Below are 15,202 nucleotides of genomic sequence, written 5' to 3' on the forward strand. Positions count from 1 at the left end.
TTAGCTATAGTTTATTTATAAATAAAAAAACTATTTGATACAAATAGCTGAACATTGCTTGTATCAAATAGTTTTTTGAAGAATAACCATCTTAATCACAGCATAGCGATTAAGCGATAAACGGTCGTACCGTTTTTTCCTTTGAATATAATTTATCAATTGGAATAATAATAGTCAACGATTTTACAGAAAAGTTCAACTATCTTTTTAAACTCTTCATGCTCATTATAACAACTACTTCGTTTTAGACACCTTTTTCACAACTCCATTAGCTCTTTTTTTCTATTAGCTTTCATTGCACTGCTTTGTATATATTTTTCATTTAGTAACAGAATACAAATAAAATCATATATTTTCATATTTGAAATTCTTTGTTTTCTATCTAGTTTTGCAATTCCGGCATTACCGGCAAATTCTGTAACTTTTTGAGTAGGATTAATTTGTTTTTTCTTTGTTATATTCAAAAGTAAAAGTCGGCTATGTGCCGCAGAATCTCTAAAGTTTTTAGTATACTATAATAATTCATATACCTCATGAAATATATTACGATTGGATTTATCAACTTCATAATAAAATTCGACAAATCTAATCAGCTCCCCAAAAGACATTAACTCAATCAACACCCAAAAAGGTGGATTGCATTTTCTTTTTACATATAAATCATAATGGTAGCTTTCACTATTTCTATTCCTAGACATTATCTTTTTTTCTACAGAAATATATGTACTTACATCAAAATAAGGATTTTCTGAAAGTATCTTATTTTTGCAGTATTCATCATACTCCCGATGGAGATTCGTTCCACCTACTATTGATAAAAATAGCCACCATGTATTTAGGTGAATTAATTCAAACATAATCCCATAAAAAATCTCAACTAACGGATTTTTTATGGGATTAATTCTAACTCTTTCTATTCTTTATCAATGTGCTAACATCTCTTGTGCAATCTCAAATCCAGTCATGCTTACAGGATAATAAGTCGGCCAATTATCCATTTCTTCCAATAATTTTTGTTGACTTTCATTACCAAAATAGATATGGAAATGTGCTGCTTTGGAAGGCGCGATGCCATGATCGGAAAATTGAACATACTTATATGGCGTATCCTCCGTTGCTTCAAACAAAAAGCGAACCCCACGATTTCCAGCTTTGTAAGTTAAGATTTCTTTTCCTACGTATTTATATTTCGATGTGTATTTTTTATCCCCCACTATAAATGTCATAGCGTCCTTACTGATATCAATACGATCAACATCCGTTTGATACCCTTTTTGATAGTAATCTTTGTATTCTTCTGCCGTCATTTTTTTTGTTAATTTCTCTTTATAATCAAATACTTGGTCAAACGTGCCATCTTCTAAATAAGGAAATACGGATTGCCACTCACCTGCATAATCAGAAAGAGCACGATCTTTAACATCCTTATCATCAAAGTACCCATTTGAAACAGTCTTATTTACGGCAGTTTCAGTTACTTCTTTTTTAGGTGTCACTTCCGTTGATTTTATCAGCGCTTCTAAATTCTCTTCCATCACACTGATGTACGTTTTTCCCGCCTTCATGTCATCGTTGGTAAGTCCTTCTAACGGATTTAACACAAGTAATTCAACACCGGCTTCACTCGCTAAGGTTTTCGCTACTCGGTCATTCGCATTTTCTTCAAAATAGATATAGTTGATTCCTGTTTCTTCAACTAGCTCTTTCAATTCCGCAATCCGTGAAGGTTTTGGTTCTTGATCTGGAGAAATCCCTGCGATCGGTACTTGTTTTAGGTTGTAATCTAAGGCTAAATAAGAAAAAGCTGTATGTTGCGTAATAAAATTCTTTTGTTTGGCATTCACCAACTTTGCTTCATACAACTTATTAAGCTCTGTTAACTCTTCAATGTAATCAGCTGCATTTTTAGTAAATGTCGTTTTTTGCTCTGGAAATTGGTCGATCAACCCATCTCTGATTGTTTCCACTTCTTTAATTGCACGAAAGGGACTCAACCATAAATGAGGATCATAGTCATGAGAATGCCCTTCATGATTTTCCTCTGCTGAATGGTCATGCTCTTCACTTCCGGGTAAAAGAACCATTCCTTCACTTGCTTTGATACTGGTCACATTTTTGAGTGATTTTTCCATCTTAGGCACCCAGGTTTCCATATATTCACTATTGTAAACAAACGCATCCGCATCTTGTAAGTTAGCGATTTCCTTTGCAGAAGGTTCATAATCATGTGCTTCAGTTCCTGCTGGCACCATCAATGTAACCTCGCCAGCATCACCGACAATATTTCTTGTAAATTCATACATTGGATAAAAAGAAGTGACGATCGTTAGCTTTTTTTTATCTTTATTGACTTCTTTTTCGTTTGTGGGTCTTGTACATGCCGTTAGAATAATCGTTAGTAAAAATATTGCTGTAATAATAATCTTTGACCTCTTTTTCATTTTTAAGCTCCCTCAATTTTGATAGTTTCGTTCCTCTGCATATTGCCAATCTGAATGATTTTTTTGTAAAAATTTTAATTACTCAGTCTTTCATCTGAGAACTCCTTTCCGATTTCTCACGGATAAATCGTAACGGTTACGTTTTGATCACATGAGAATATAACAATTTTTTTTATTGTTGTCAAGAAACATTTAAAAAACAGAGAAAAAACATTTAAGTTTTTTCTCTGCTTTTCAATTTTATACAGATGATGGCAAACGAAATGGTTAACTTTATATCAGCTGACTTTTTAAAGATTATTCCATATAAGTACTATTTGTAAGTACTACTTGTGCACCAAATGGCATCAACGCTAGCTTAGCTAGTTTAAAAGACTGCATTCCAAAAGGAATCCCAATAATTGTTACACATAAAATAATTCCACTGATACAATGCCCTACAGCTAACCAGAAGCCACTGAGAACCAACCAAAGAATATTCACTAAAAATGAGGTCGTACTTGTGCTATACACAACTCTTTTACCAAATGGCCAAAAACTCAATCCTGCAAGTTTGAAACACTGTAACCCGATCGGAATCCCAATAATGGTAACGCACCATAAAAGCCCAGCTAACAGCCAAGTCAACCCACCAAAAAAACCGCCAAAAATAAACCAAATAATATTGCCTAAACAACCCATTCTTAGTTCCTACTTTCTTCTTAATTCATTATGAAAATAAATTATACTACAAAATCAAGAAATAAACCCTTGCTTGAAGCATAAAAACTAGTTTAAAGATTATACCTACATACTCTAATGAACTCACGACCTGTGCTATACTTTAACTACTTACCTTCAAAACAAGCGAGAGGATGGATTTCCATGCATTTACTAGACTATCTAAAAATCGAAACAACTGAACTATCAAAAGAAAAAGTTGTCTTAACAATGAAAATAGAAGATTATCATAAACAACCTTATGGCGTTTTGCATGGAGGAATGAATGGTATTTTGATTGAAACAGCTTGTAGTTTAGGTGCCAATGAACAGCTGGATCAGGATTCATATGCCGCTGGTATCGATCTTCAAATCAACCATCTAAAAAGTGTTGTCGATGGAACGTTGACTGTAGTTGCTACAGCCGATCGTATTGGACAAGCCCTCCAAGTTTGGGAAGGTAAAATCTTTAATGCTTCTGGGGAATTGACTGCTGTTGGGCGTTGTACATTGATGAGTCGAAAAATAAAGAAGTAATGACAACGAGGTTGGAATAAAAGCTTGTCTCTTTTTAACCACCGTTTATGCGATTTTCAAAGGTTTGTGACATGATAATGCTAAGCGTTATCATGTCACAAACCTTCTTTGTTATCTTTTAAAAAATCGTTCTTGCTAATCCAATCAGCATTCCCATCACTGGCACTAATACCCAAATCCATGAATTCCGATCATTTTTATTATCCTCTTTCATCGTTGCTAAACGTAATCTCAAGTTTTCGTTTTCTACTTTTAATGCTTCGATTTTTTCATTTTGGTTTGTCATATTTATCCGCTCCTAATTAGTTGATAAACTTATTATGACGGATTCCACAATAGAAAAATAGAAGCTTTTGTCAGGGATCAACATGACAAATGTCACCCTTTTTTTTTAACATAAAATTTAGCCTTAAACTAGATTATTTCCCCTGTTATGACTTTCAAATTCATCAATAAAGAGGAAAGTACTTCTAATTTTTGTTGATCTACATCTGCATATTTTTGATTTAACATATTTTCCCTTTCTTTTTTGACAAGCGAATACATCAGATATAATTCTTCTGAAGTTAAATTTGATAAATAGACATGATTCGGTTCAGAATAAGCAAAAGCTTCGATCTCAAACGTTTCTGGATTTCTTTTTAAGCTAGTTCTGATCTGAAAACCATTTGAAAAAGTAATCATTTCAACGTATAAATATTCTGAAAAAGTAATCGGTCTGCGCTCATAAACACTCGTTTTTTCTCCGAATATTTCAAGTATATTATCAATGAAGTTAGATAATGCCGTTCCAATATTTAATTGTTTTGAAAAAGTCTTAGATAATAATAATTTTTCTTGTGTCATATTCTTACCTCTCACTTCTTATTACTCTCCATTATAATCATAATTTTTTTCAAAACAAAGCAAAAAGATATTGTATTTTTTTTGAATTTATTTAGTATACAAAAAGAACGTTTCAGCATCTTGCGCTGAAACGTTCTTTTTGTATTTATTCTTCTGTTGTTGTGTCTGCATCTGGTGTTTCTGTTTCAATAACTATTGTTTCAACACTTTCAACTTCTTCAACGATTTCATCTGGTTCCGGCTCAACAACCGCCATCGTCACCACTTTTGCATCTTCTTCCATTCTCATCAAACGAACCCCTAATGTAGCACGCCCTGTTTGAGAGACTGAATCGACATTGAAACGAATAATGACCCCTTTATTGGTGATCACTAGAATATCTTCATCTCCATGAACAGTCGTAAGTCCTGCTAGTGGTCCATTTTTCGCTGTAATGTTGGCGGTCTTGATTCCTTTACCGCCACGGCCCTTCACAGGGTACTCAGAGGCTTTTGTACGCTTACCGTAACCATTTTCCGTCAACACTAGAACTTCCGTGTTAGCGTCGAGTAGAGAGGCTCCTACGACGTAATCATCTTCTCTTAGACGAATACCACGCACACCTGATGCTGTACGACCCATGTCACGAACAGCAGTTTCAGCAAAGGTCACAGAATAACCATTATGTGTTCCGATGATCATGTTTTGCTCCCCATTCGTTAAGACAACATTAACTAGTTCATCCTCTTCTTTTAGGCCGATTGCAATCAAACCATTACTTCTAATGTTAGAGAATGCTTTAACGGCGGTACGTTTAACGGTACCTTTACGAGTCGTGAAGAAGAGATAATGACCCTCTTCAGCTTGTCCTTCAACAGCAATGATCGCTTGGATCTTCTCACTAGAATCGATACCTAGCATGTTGATCACAGGAATACCTTTGGCTGTTCTGCCGTATTCTGGAATTTCATAGCCTTTGGCACGATAAACTTTACCGTTATTCGTAAAGAATAATAACGTATCATGGGTTGAACAAGAAACAAGATTTTTCACGAAATCATCATCATGAACACCCATCCCTTGAACACCACGACCACCACGGCGTTGTGCTCTAAATTCACTATTAGCCATTCGTTTGATGTAGCCATTGTTTGTCAAAGTAATCACGACTTCGGCTTCTTCGATCAAGTCTTCGTCCTCTAAACTTAGGACTTCACCGACTAATAGTTCTGTGCGGCGAGCATCGCCGTATTTATCATGAATTTCACCTAGCTCTGTTTTGATGATCTCAATAACACGTTCTGGACGAGCTAAAATATCATTCAAATCAGCAATAAATTTCAATAATTCTTGGTATTCATTTTCAATCTTATCACGTTCTAAACCTGTTAAACGGCGTAAACGCATATCTAGAATCGCTTGTGCTTGACGATCTGAAAATTCAAAACGTTCAATCAAAGAAGCTTTTGCTTCATCATCTGCTTTTGAGTTTCGAATAATTGCGATGATCTCATCAATGTGATCTAACGCAATTCGTAACCCTTCTAAGATATGAGCACGCGCTTCAGCTTTTTTCTTATCAAATTCTGTACGACGTGTAATAACTTCTTTTTGATGCTCTATATAATTTTCAAGAATTTCTTTCAAGCTCAAAATCTTAGGAATCCCTTTTTCGATTGCCAACATATTAAAACCAAAAGAGGTTTGCAATGCGGTCATTTTATATAGATTATTCAAGATAACAGAAGCACTGACATCACGACGAACGTCAATGACGATCCGCATACCTTCACGAGAAGATTCATCACGTAAATCAGTGATTCCTTCGATTCGTTTTTCACGGTGCAATTCTGAAATTCGTTCGATCAAGCGTGCTTTATTGACCATATATGGCAACTCAGAAACTAAGATACGTTCTTTACCGTTTGGCATATCAACAATCTCAACTTTGGCACGAATCGTGATCGATCCTCGACCTGTTTCATAGGCACGGCGAATACCTGATTTACCCATAACTAAACCACCTGTAGGGAAATCTGGTCCAGGTAATACTTCCATCAATTCATTCGTTGTTGCATCGGGATTTTCCATCAATAAACTTGCAGCTTCGATTACTTCAGCTAAATTATGGGGCGGAATATTGGTTGCCATCCCAACAGCGATCCCTGTCGTACCATTCACTAACAGGTTAGGGAAACGTGCTGGCAGTACATCTGGTTCTTGTTCTGAGTCATCATAGTTTCCATGAAAATCTACGGTATTTTTATTGATATCACGTAACATTTCCAATGCGATCTTACTCATTCTCGCTTCGGTATAACGCATCGCAGCAGCACCGTCGCCATCGACAGAACCGAAGTTTCCATGTCCATCAACTAGCATACTGCGATAGCTAAATGGTTGAGCCATTCGTACCATTGCTTCATAAATGGATGAATCTCCATGGGGATGGTACTTACCCATAACATCCCCAACGATACGAGCAGATTTTTTATGTGGTTTATCAGGTGTCACACCTAATTCATTCATCCCGTATAAAATACGACGATGAACTGGTTTTAACCCATCACGAACATCCGGCAACGCACGCGCCACAATAACGCTCATTGCATAATCAATGAAGGATTCTTTCATTTCACTGGTCAGATTGACGTCTTGAATGTTCTCTTTGATTTCTTCACTCATGAATTTATCTCCTTCTTCATTAAATATCTAGATTTTTCACGTAATGGGCATTTTCTTCAATAAATGCTCGGCGTGGTTCAACACGGTCCCCCATCAACATTTCAAAAATTTGATCGGCTTCGATCGCATCATCAACACTGACACGTGACATCAAACGTTTTTCAGGATCCATGGTTGTTTCCCACAATTGATGATCATCCATCTCTCCAAGACCTTTATAACGTTGAACGCTCGGTTTTGGACTAGCTGGTAGGCTCTCTAAAACTTGAGCTAGTTCTTCCTCAGCATTTTTTCCTGGTTGAACGTAGGTGATATTTTTCCCTTGTTTGACCCCATATAACGGTGGTTGAGCGATATATACATATCCCGCTTCAACAACCGGACGCATGAAACGATAGAACAGTGTCAACAACAGCGTACGGATATGTGCGCCATCGACATCGGCATCGGTCATGATTACTAATTTGTGATATCGTGCTTTAGATACATCAAAATCAGCACCAAACCCTGTCCCCATCGCTGTAAATAGTGAACGAATCTCTTCATTCGCTAAAATTTTATCCATGCTGGCTTTTTCAACGTTCAAGATTTTCCCACGAATTGGTAAAATTGCTTGAAATTCGCGGCTGCGACCTTGTTTTGCTGATCCACCGGCTGAATCTCCTTCGACGATGAAGATTTCGCATTTTTCAGGATCTTTACTTGAACAATCGGCTAGTTTACCGGGTAAATTACTGATTTCAAGAGCGCCTTTACGACGAGTCACTTCACGGGCTCTTTTAGCCGCCATACGAGCTTTAGACGCAAGTAGACCTTTTTCAACGATTTGTTTACCCACAGTTGGGTTTTCCATCAAGAATTTATTGAAATACTCAGAGAATAAACGATCTGTAACAGTCCGAACTTCTGAATTTCCTAATTTTGTTTTCGTTTGTCCTTCAAATTGAGGTTCTGGATGTTTGATCGAAATAACAGCTGTCAATCCTTCACGAACATCTTCCCCAGTTAGATTTTCGTCATTTTCTTTCATGATCTTTTGTTTACGAGCGTAATCATTGATGACACGCGTTAATGACGTTTTGAAACCTGATTCATGGGTTCCGCCTTCATAGGTATGAATGTTGTTGGCGAAACTTAGTAAATTAGTATGGTAACCATCTGTGTATTGCATAGAGACTTCAACAATGATGTCTTGTTGTTCTCCTTCAATGAAAACAGGTTCTGGGAACAATACATCTTTATTCGCATTCAAATGCTCTACGTAACTCTTGATCCCGCCTTCGTAGTGATACTCTTTCAAGACAGGTTTTTCTTCACGTTTATCTTCAATAGAGATTTTTAACCCTTTATTCAAGAATGCTAGCTCTCTAACACGCGTCGCTAATTTATCAAAGTTGAATACAATTGTTTCTGTAAAAATTTCTGGATCTGGAATAAAATGGACAGTCGTCCCATGACGATCTGTATCACCAATTACTTTCAAATCATCTTTGACAGCACCTTGATGGAACTCTTGGAAATAAATTTTACCTTCTTTGTAGACTTTTACGTCTAATGTTGTTGATAGAGCATTAACAACAGAGGAACCTACCCCGTGAAGTCCGCCGGAAACTTTATAGCCGCCACCGCCGAATTTTCCTCCAGCATGGAGAACCGTAAAGACTGTTTCTACCGCTGGACGACCTGTTTTAGCTTGAATACCGACAGGGATCCCACGTCCATCATCGACAACTGTAATACTATTGTCTTCTTCAATAATTACTTGGATACTTGATGCAAAGCCAGCCAAAGCTTCATCGATCGAATTATCAACGATCTCCCAAACTAAGTGATGTAACCCTTCTGAACTTGTCGATCCTATGTACATACCAGGACGTTTACGAACCGCTTCAAGACCTTCTAATACCTGGATCTGACTGGCATCATATTCTTGGGCACGTTCTTTCATGTTTTTTTCTTCTTCTGTCATATAGATGCTTCCCTCTCTATCTCTCCCTGATGAACATAAAATATATCTGGTTCAACAGTTAATTTATTGTTTAAATGATCCAAACTCGTGGTTGTTAAAAAAGTTTGAACCTTTCCTTCAATCGTTTCTAGCAGGTGCAATTGTCGTTCATTATCTAACTCACTCATGACATCATCCAATAACAAGACAGGATATTCTCCTGTTTCTGAATACATTAAATCAATTTCCGCAAGCTTTACGCTAAGAGCCGTGGTTCGTTGTTGTCCTTGTGAACCATATGTTTGGACATTTTGTCCATTTACATTAAAAATCAGGTCATCTCGATGAGGCCCTAAAAATGTATTTGCCTTAAACAATTCTCGTTTTCGGCTGTCAAAAAGGCTCTGTAATAGTTGCTTTTGGATCTCTTCTAGTGAAAAATTTTCTTTGTCTAATGGGATACTTGAAAAATAGTCGATTGCTAATTCTTCTTTTTCATGGCTGATTTTCTTATGAAGTAGATTAGCCCAATGTTCTAGTTTTTGGATAAATTCTAGACGAGCAAATAAAACTTTACCGCCAAATTCCGCCAATTGCTCCGTTAAAATATCTAAATAAACAAGATCTGATTGTTTTTTTTCAGCTAATTGTTTTAAATATTGGTTGCGTTGTTTTAAGACAGACTGATATTGAACCAAGTCATACAAATAAATTGGATTGACTTGACCTAATTCCATATCGATAAACTTACGCCGCAATTGTGGCGATCCTTTGACTAAAGATAAATCCTCTGGCGCAAATAAAATGACGTTTAGCTGACCGATATATGAACTTAAGCGCTTTTGTTCAATATGATTGACTTTTGTCTTACGACCTTTATTAGAAATAAGGATCTCTAAAGGAACAGTTCCTGTCTTCTTTTGGATAACACCGCTGATTCTTGCAGAATCAGAATCCCAGTGAACCAACTCTTTTTCGTTGCTTGTTCTATGACTGCGGGTCATCGCTAAAACATAAATACTTTCCAGCAGATTTGTCTTGCCTTGCGCATTTTCTCCTAGAAAAATATTTAGTGTTTTAGGGAAATCTAACGTCAGCCCATCATAATTGCGATAATGCTGTACCTCGATTTCATTCAGTCTCATCGATTGGTTCGCCTTTTTTTACCATAAAAAAAGTACCTTCTTCAGGTATCTCAAGCATCATACCAGCATATAATTTACGACCACGGCGATTCTCTAATTCTCCATCTACGAAAACAGTATTCTCAGCTAAGTACCACTTGGCAGCACCGCCGCTACTGATAACATCGACTTCTTTTAAGACTTGACCAAGTGTCATATAATCCGTTTCTAAAACAATCGTCTTTTTCAAACTGCATCCCTCTTTTTTGTTTTCACTTTTACTCTCATATTATACTCTTTTTTAAGCCAAAAAACAAATTTATCCGTCTAATTTTGTTTCTAAGCAATTTTGAATACAATCGACAAAAAATATTCTAACGATTAAAAAAGGCTTAAAATGCATTTTAAGAAGAAATTTGTAAGTTGAGGTTCTTGAAATTTTTTTTACTAGTTTTATTTTGATACTATCAATAATTGACTTATACAGTTCGTCGATATATAATTCACTTGTATAGTTGAACTGTATAATTAAATTGTAAAAAAGGTGTGCATCTATGAACCGTAATAAGATATTACCACTAACAGAAACAACGTTTTACATTATGATTTCACTAATCAACCCATCGCATGGATACGCGATTATGCAAAAAGTAGAAGAATTAAGCGGAGGTCGAGTACAAATCGCAGCTGGTACTATGTATGGAGCCACAGAAAATTTATTGAAACAGAAGTTGATTCGTGAGGTACCTGGCGATGACAAGCGCCGACGCGTTTATATTTTGACCGATATAGGAAAAGATGTTTTAAAGCTAGAAGTAAAACGCTTGAAACAATTAGTCGTGCTTGCTGATGATTTATTATAGGAGCCAATGAAAAAAAGAAGAATCTTTATACGTTTGAAAAGACAATACCTAAGAATTTGAACTATCGGATTGATTATCAAACATTTGAAAAGAAATCTGACTATCTTACTTATTTAACTTTTTTTGAAGATAGTGGTTGGTATCGCGTCAATGGTAATTGTTGGAATGATTCTTATGGAAACCTTCTTTTAAATAATACAGATGCTGCCAATGTTATTTTTTCTATTCGCTGCAATAACTATAAAAAAATGTGTGTAAAAAATGGAAATTCCATTTTTTACACACATTTTTTCCATATATGGTTAATAGTTTTCGTTTTTTAATTTGTACGAACAGGAGTAATCAATTGAATGAAGTCTAAATCCGTTTCTGTCGGTTCCAAAGTAAAGGGACGAATCGCTGAAATAAATTTAACTGTAATACTCATATCCCCGAATGCACGCAATGCATCTTTCATATAATCTGGATTGAAAGAAATCTCCAACGGATCGCCCGTTACTTTTTCATAATTTAATGGTTCTTCCACTTTACCGATTTCAGGAGAGTTTCCATAAAGAATCACCGAATCAGAAGCAATGGCTAAACGAACAATATTATTACGGCCTTCATGTGACAATAATGAGGCACGATCGATAGCGGATAATAATTCAGGAACATAAAAATCAATTTCGGTATTAAAGCTTGTTGGAATCAAACGATTTGTATCAGGATAATTTCCCTCTAGTAAACGAGAATAGAAATACATATTTTGCGTCTTGAACAATACTTGGTTTTCCATAATACTGATTTCGACCATTTCTTCTTCATTTGTGAATGAACGAGAAAGCTCAGTTAAACTTTTCCCAGGAATCACGATATTGAAATTTTCTGCTGCTTGTTCGATTGGAATGATTCGTTGACTTAAACGATGTGAATCTGTCGCTACTGCCAATAATTTTTGATTGTCCAAAATAAAATGAACTCCGGTCAAAATCGGACGACTCTCGTGCAGAGAAACCGCAAAGCCTGTTTCATTGATAATTTTTGTCAACAAGTGAACCGGCAATTGGATTTGATTTTTAGCATCGATCACAGGCAGGTGTGGATAATTATCTGCATCTAATCCGTTTACTGTAAAATCAGCTTTTCCGGAAGTGATGGCGACTTGATTATTATCTAAGACTTCTAAAGTAAACATATCCTCTGGTAATTTACGAATGATTTCGCCAAAGAAACGTGCTTGTAAAACAATACTGCCAGTTGATTCAATCGTCATTTGGGCTTTTTCGTCTTCTTTACTTAGAAAACTTTCAATAGAGATATCTGCATTGCTACCTGTAAGGGTTAATCCTTCATCTGTTAAAACAATTTTAACACCGGTTAAAATAGGGATCGTCGTTTTAGAAGAGATAGCTCTTTGAACTGTTTGTAATTCTTGTAAAAATATATTTCTCTTTACAGTTAATTTCATAATGATTGAACTCCTTTTTTAATTGATTTTAAAAGCATAAATTTTGCGAAGTTAGTTTTGTATTTATATATAAATAAATAATAAAAGTAGTAGGTCCTGTTAATTCTGTGGAAAAGTCAGGAAATGAAATACAAGATAAGTTTTCCACCTGTGTATAACTTGTGGAAAACTTTTTGCTTATTCGCTTTTTTATCCACAGGCTACGAATTAAGTAAGTTTTTGATTTCGCCAACTTCTTTTTGAATCGTTGGATCTTTTTCCATTAATTGCTGGATTTTTTCATGGGCATGGATGACTGTTGTATGATCTTTTCCACCAAACTCGGCACCGATCTTTGGTAGAGAATTCTCTGTCATCTCTCGAGAAAGATACATGGAGATTTGTCGAGGCACAACAATCGATTTGACCCGTTTCTTGCCTTTTAAATCTTTTAATTGAATATGGTAATACTTTGCCACTTCTTCTTGAATTTGTAAAATCGATAGATGGTTTTGACTCCCCACCGATTTTAAAGATTTCAATGCATCTGCTGCTAAACTCGTCGTGATATCTTCGCCATTGATCGTTGCATATGCTTGAACACGGACTAGTGCACCTTCGAGTTCACGAATATTGGAATCAATTTGGCCAGCAATGTAACTTAACGTATCGTCTGGGATCTCTAGTCGTTCTGCATCTGCTTTTTTCCGCAAGATAGCAATTCGAGTCTCTAAATCAGGTGGTGTGATATCGACAGATAGTCCCCATGCAAAACGAGAAACTAACCGCTCAGGTAGTTTTGGAATATCATTGGGCGGCCGATCACTAGTTAGTACGATTTGCTTGTTCTCATTATACAAATCATTAAAGGTATGGAAAAATTCTTCCAAGGTTGCTTCTTTTTCAGCTAAAAATTGAATATCATCGACTAAAAGTAAATCAACATTTCGATATTCTTTTCTAAATTGCTCTGAATTTTTTGTTTGAATCGAATTGATGAATTCATTTGTGAATGTTTCACTACTAACATACTTCACTTTGGCATCAGGGCGATTTTGCAGCATTTGATGACCAATTGCGTGCATCAAATGGGTTTTACCCAGTCCAACACCACCATAAAAGAATAAGGGATTATAAATAGAACCTGGGTCTTCTGCCACAACTAAAGCCGCAGCATGCGCCATTTGGTTGCCTTTTCCGATAACAAATGTATCGAAAGAGTACTTTGGATTTAATAAGGCTTTTTTCCCATGTTCAGCAATTTTGTCTTGTGTCACTGGGCTTTTTTTCTCTTCTTGAACGGTCATCGTCTCTTGTTCGCCAGTGACAACAAAATGAGGCATCACTTCAGCGCCAGTTAATTTAAAGCCAGTCTCGACGATTTTTGCGGCTAAATTCTTTTCCCAATAGTCTTTATGAACGGCAGAAGGAACCTCTAACCATAACTGGTTATTTTCCAACTTTAACGGTTTAGTCGTTTTTATCCAAGCATCGAAACTTGGCGCAGACAAAACAGATTGGTAAGTATCTTCCAGATCTCTCCAGAAACTTTCCATATCGGGCATATGGTGACCTCCTTAGTTTAAAAGCGAAACAAGCCGCTTAGCTCTGACAGAAAAATAGGAAAATATGACGAAGGTGTTTTTTGCCTTATTCATAGGTTCTCTTTTTTCTGAAAAGCTGGCTTGTGCAGCTAGTATAGAAATAAAAGCGTAACGAGCACTTTTTCAGAAGAACGAAATAAATTTTTGTATATAAAAAAGCAGAATAAATATAAATAGATAAGCAAATAGAATTTTAGCATTTTTTCGGAACTTTTTCCACAGGCAAATTGTGAATTGTGGAAAAAAAATTCACAGAGGGTTATAAACTTATCCACAAAGAGAGAATAAACGGTGGATTTCTCATCAAAAATTTATTTATCCACAGCACGTTCTGCAAAACAAATCCAAGGAATACAGACTTTTCGCAAAGTTATGCACAGCTTAAAAATAGGATGTGCATAACTTTTTAACAACCTGTTTTTTTGTGTAAAAGTGTGGAGAAAACTAAAAATGAAATGTGCTGCTTAAAAAAACTATCCACAAGTTATCCCGAATGTTTTTTATTTTGTGGATAACTTATTTCGTTAAGTGGAAAAATTAATTTCTTAAAATTTATTGACAAATATACCCAATACTAGGTATACTATCAAAGTATGTCTATGTATTGATGGATAGTTACAATTTCAGGAGGTGGAACAAGAGATGAAAAGAACGTATCAACCAAACAAACGCAAACGTCAAAAAGTTCACGGTTTCCGTAAACGCATGAGCACAAAAAATGGTCGCAACGTATTAGCGAGCAGACGTCGTAAAGGCAGAAAAGTTATTTCAGCATAATCTATGTTGATTTTAAATAACGAATCAAGTTCAAACTAAGAACCCTTTATTATCTTCACAATGTATGTGTGGAAATAATAAAGGGTTCTTTTGTTGTGAATCACCACGATTGGCTTAGCCAGAGTGGATGATGAACAATACTTGGCGAACGTAGTGAGCGAAGTTACCTAACTAGAGAATCACTACATCAAGATAGCACTTTAATAAAAAGCAGAGAAAGTGAATAGCTAGAAAAAAACTGAGCTCATGGAGCTTAGCCAGAGTGGATG

Annotated in this window: 16 protein-coding genes; 4 read left to right on the forward strand and 12 right to left on the reverse strand. The window is 36.0% G+C overall.

The features are described from left to right. Window positions 1–257: 257 nt before the first annotated feature. The 4 genes from BCR24_RS16970 to BCR24_RS08525 form a co-directional block, all read right to left on the reverse strand. A complete protein-coding gene (locus BCR24_RS16970; protein WP_069640126.1) occupies window positions 258–464 on the reverse strand; it encodes a hypothetical protein in 207 nt (68 codons plus the stop codon). Window positions 465–512: 48 nt separating this feature from the next. Then, a complete protein-coding gene (locus BCR24_RS17405; protein WP_069640127.1) occupies window positions 513–857 on the reverse strand; it encodes an Abi family protein in 345 nt (114 codons plus the stop codon). A 66-nt stretch (window positions 858–923) separates the two neighbouring features. Further along, window positions 924–2,441, reverse strand: coding sequence for a zinc ABC transporter substrate-binding protein AdcA (locus tag BCR24_RS08520; RefSeq protein WP_069640128.1), 1,518 nt, complete (start codon window positions 2,439–2,441; stop codon window positions 924–926). Between the two features lie 297 nt (window positions 2,442–2,738). Further along, a complete protein-coding gene (locus BCR24_RS08525; RefSeq protein ID WP_069640129.1) occupies window positions 2,739–3,122 on the reverse strand; it encodes a YccF domain-containing protein in 384 nt (127 codons plus the stop codon). A gap of 183 nt (window positions 3,123–3,305) precedes the next feature. Between BCR24_RS08525 and BCR24_RS08530 the strand changes: the two genes are divergently transcribed. Further along, the gene (locus BCR24_RS08530; protein ID WP_069640130.1) at window positions 3,306–3,677 is read left to right on the forward strand and encodes a PaaI family thioesterase; all 372 of its coding nucleotides are present in this window, start codon (window positions 3,306–3,308) and stop codon (window positions 3,675–3,677) included. Between the two features lie 118 nt (window positions 3,678–3,795). Here the strand turns inward: BCR24_RS08530 and BCR24_RS16850 are convergent, their stop codons facing one another. The 6 genes from BCR24_RS16850 to yaaA form a co-directional block, all read right to left on the reverse strand. After that, window positions 3,796–3,963, reverse strand: a complete 168-nt coding sequence (locus BCR24_RS16850; protein ID WP_157804678.1) for a hypothetical protein — start codon at window positions 3,961–3,963, stop codon at window positions 3,796–3,798. Between the two features lie 128 nt (window positions 3,964–4,091). Beyond that, window positions 4,092–4,523, reverse strand: a complete 432-nt coding sequence (locus tag BCR24_RS08535) for a hypothetical protein (RefSeq protein ID WP_069640131.1) — start codon at window positions 4,521–4,523, stop codon at window positions 4,092–4,094. Window positions 4,524–4,668: 145 nt separating this feature from the next. Continuing rightward, window positions 4,669–7,188, reverse strand: coding sequence for a DNA gyrase subunit A (gene gyrA / locus BCR24_RS08540; protein WP_069640132.1), 2,520 nt, complete (start codon window positions 7,186–7,188; stop codon window positions 4,669–4,671). 19 nt (window positions 7,189–7,207) lie between these two features. Next, window positions 7,208–9,157, reverse strand: coding sequence for a DNA topoisomerase (ATP-hydrolyzing) subunit B (gene gyrB / locus BCR24_RS08545; RefSeq protein WP_069640133.1), 1,950 nt, complete (start codon window positions 9,155–9,157; stop codon window positions 7,208–7,210). After that, window positions 9,154–10,281: a DNA replication/repair protein RecF gene (gene recF, locus BCR24_RS08550; protein ID WP_069640134.1), complete on the reverse strand. Its 1,128-nt coding sequence runs from the start codon at window positions 10,279–10,281 to the stop codon at window positions 9,154–9,156. Before recF ends, gyrB begins: the two co-directional genes overlap by 4 nt. Beyond that, window positions 10,268–10,510 (reverse strand): S4 domain-containing protein YaaA, encoded by a 243-nt coding sequence (gene yaaA / locus BCR24_RS08555; RefSeq protein WP_069640135.1) that lies wholly within the window; start codon window positions 10,508–10,510, stop codon window positions 10,268–10,270. Before yaaA ends, recF begins: the two co-directional genes overlap by 14 nt. A 304-nt stretch (window positions 10,511–10,814) precedes the next feature. Here yaaA and BCR24_RS08560 point away from each other — a divergent pair, with 304 nt between their 5' ends. Further along, window positions 10,815–11,123, forward strand: a complete 309-nt coding sequence (locus BCR24_RS08560; RefSeq protein WP_069640136.1) for a PadR family transcriptional regulator — start codon at window positions 10,815–10,817, stop codon at window positions 11,121–11,123. Then, complete coding sequence (locus BCR24_RS16460) at window positions 11,120–11,446, forward strand: DUF2812 domain-containing protein (protein WP_276308295.1); 327 nt, start codon at window positions 11,120–11,122, stop codon at window positions 11,444–11,446. The genes BCR24_RS08560 and BCR24_RS16460 overlap by 4 nt, the downstream gene beginning before the upstream one ends. Here the strand turns inward: BCR24_RS16460 and dnaN are convergent. Further along, entirely contained in the window at window positions 11,443–12,573 is a 1,131-nt protein-coding gene (gene dnaN / locus BCR24_RS08565) for a DNA polymerase III subunit beta (RefSeq protein ID WP_069640137.1), read from the reverse strand. The genes BCR24_RS16460 and dnaN overlap by 4 nt on opposite strands. Before the next feature lie 200 nt (window positions 12,574–12,773). Beyond that, a complete protein-coding gene (gene dnaA, locus BCR24_RS08570) occupies window positions 12,774–14,117 on the reverse strand; it encodes a chromosomal replication initiator protein DnaA (protein ID WP_069640138.1) in 1,344 nt (447 codons plus the stop codon). 681 nt (window positions 14,118–14,798) lie between these two features. Between dnaA and rpmH the strand changes: the two genes are divergently transcribed. Next, the gene (gene rpmH / locus BCR24_RS08575) at window positions 14,799–14,933 is read left to right on the forward strand and encodes a 50S ribosomal protein L34 (protein ID WP_010762140.1); all 135 of its coding nucleotides are present in this window, start codon (window positions 14,799–14,801) and stop codon (window positions 14,931–14,933) included. Window positions 14,934–15,202: the final 269 nt, after the last annotated feature.

The sequence above is a fragment of the Enterococcus ureilyticus genome (genome assembly GCF_001730315.1).
GTDB lineage: Bacteria > Bacillota > Bacilli > Lactobacillales > Enterococcaceae > Enterococcus_L > Enterococcus_L ureilyticus.

What these genes read in the sequence shown, in the direction of transcription:
- BCR24_RS17405 (WP_069640127.1), bottom strand. Translation starts at nt 857, where the DNA reads ATGTTTGAATTAATTCACCTAAATACATGGTGGCTATTTTTATCAATA.
- BCR24_RS08520 (WP_069640128.1), bottom strand. Translation starts at nt 2,441, where the DNA reads ATGAAAAAGAGGTCAAAGATTATTATTACAGCAATATTTTTACTAACG.
- BCR24_RS08525 (WP_069640129.1), bottom strand. Translation starts at nt 3,122, where the DNA reads ATGGGTTGTTTAGGCAATATTATTTGGTTTATTTTTGGCGGTTTTTTT.
- BCR24_RS08530 (WP_069640130.1), top strand. Translation starts at nt 3,306, where the DNA reads ATGCATTTACTAGACTATCTAAAAATCGAAACAACTGAACTATCAAAA.
- BCR24_RS16850 (WP_157804678.1), bottom strand. Translation starts at nt 3,963, where the DNA reads ATGACAAACCAAAATGAAAAAATCGAAGCATTAAAAGTAGAAAACGAA.
- BCR24_RS08535 (WP_069640131.1), bottom strand. Translation starts at nt 4,523, where the DNA reads ATGACACAAGAAAAATTATTATTATCTAAGACTTTTTCAAAACAATTA.
- gyrA (WP_069640132.1), bottom strand. Translation starts at nt 7,188, where the DNA reads ATGAGTGAAGAAATCAAAGAGAACATTCAAGACGTCAATCTGACCAGT.
- gyrB (WP_069640133.1), bottom strand. Translation starts at nt 9,157, where the DNA reads ATGACAGAAGAAGAAAAAAACATGAAAGAACGTGCCCAAGAATATGAT.
- recF (WP_069640134.1), bottom strand. Translation starts at nt 10,281, where the DNA reads ATGAGACTGAATGAAATCGAGGTACAGCATTATCGCAATTATGATGGG.
- BCR24_RS08560 (WP_069640136.1), top strand. Translation starts at nt 10,815, where the DNA reads ATGAACCGTAATAAGATATTACCACTAACAGAAACAACGTTTTACATT.
- dnaN (WP_069640137.1), bottom strand. Translation starts at nt 12,573, where the DNA reads ATGAAATTAACTGTAAAGAGAAATATATTTTTACAAGAATTACAAACA.
- dnaA (WP_069640138.1), bottom strand. Translation starts at nt 14,117, where the DNA reads ATGCCCGATATGGAAAGTTTCTGGAGAGATCTGGAAGATACTTACCAA.
- rpmH (WP_010762140.1), top strand. Translation starts at nt 14,799, where the DNA reads ATGAAAAGAACGTATCAACCAAACAAACGCAAACGTCAAAAAGTTCAC.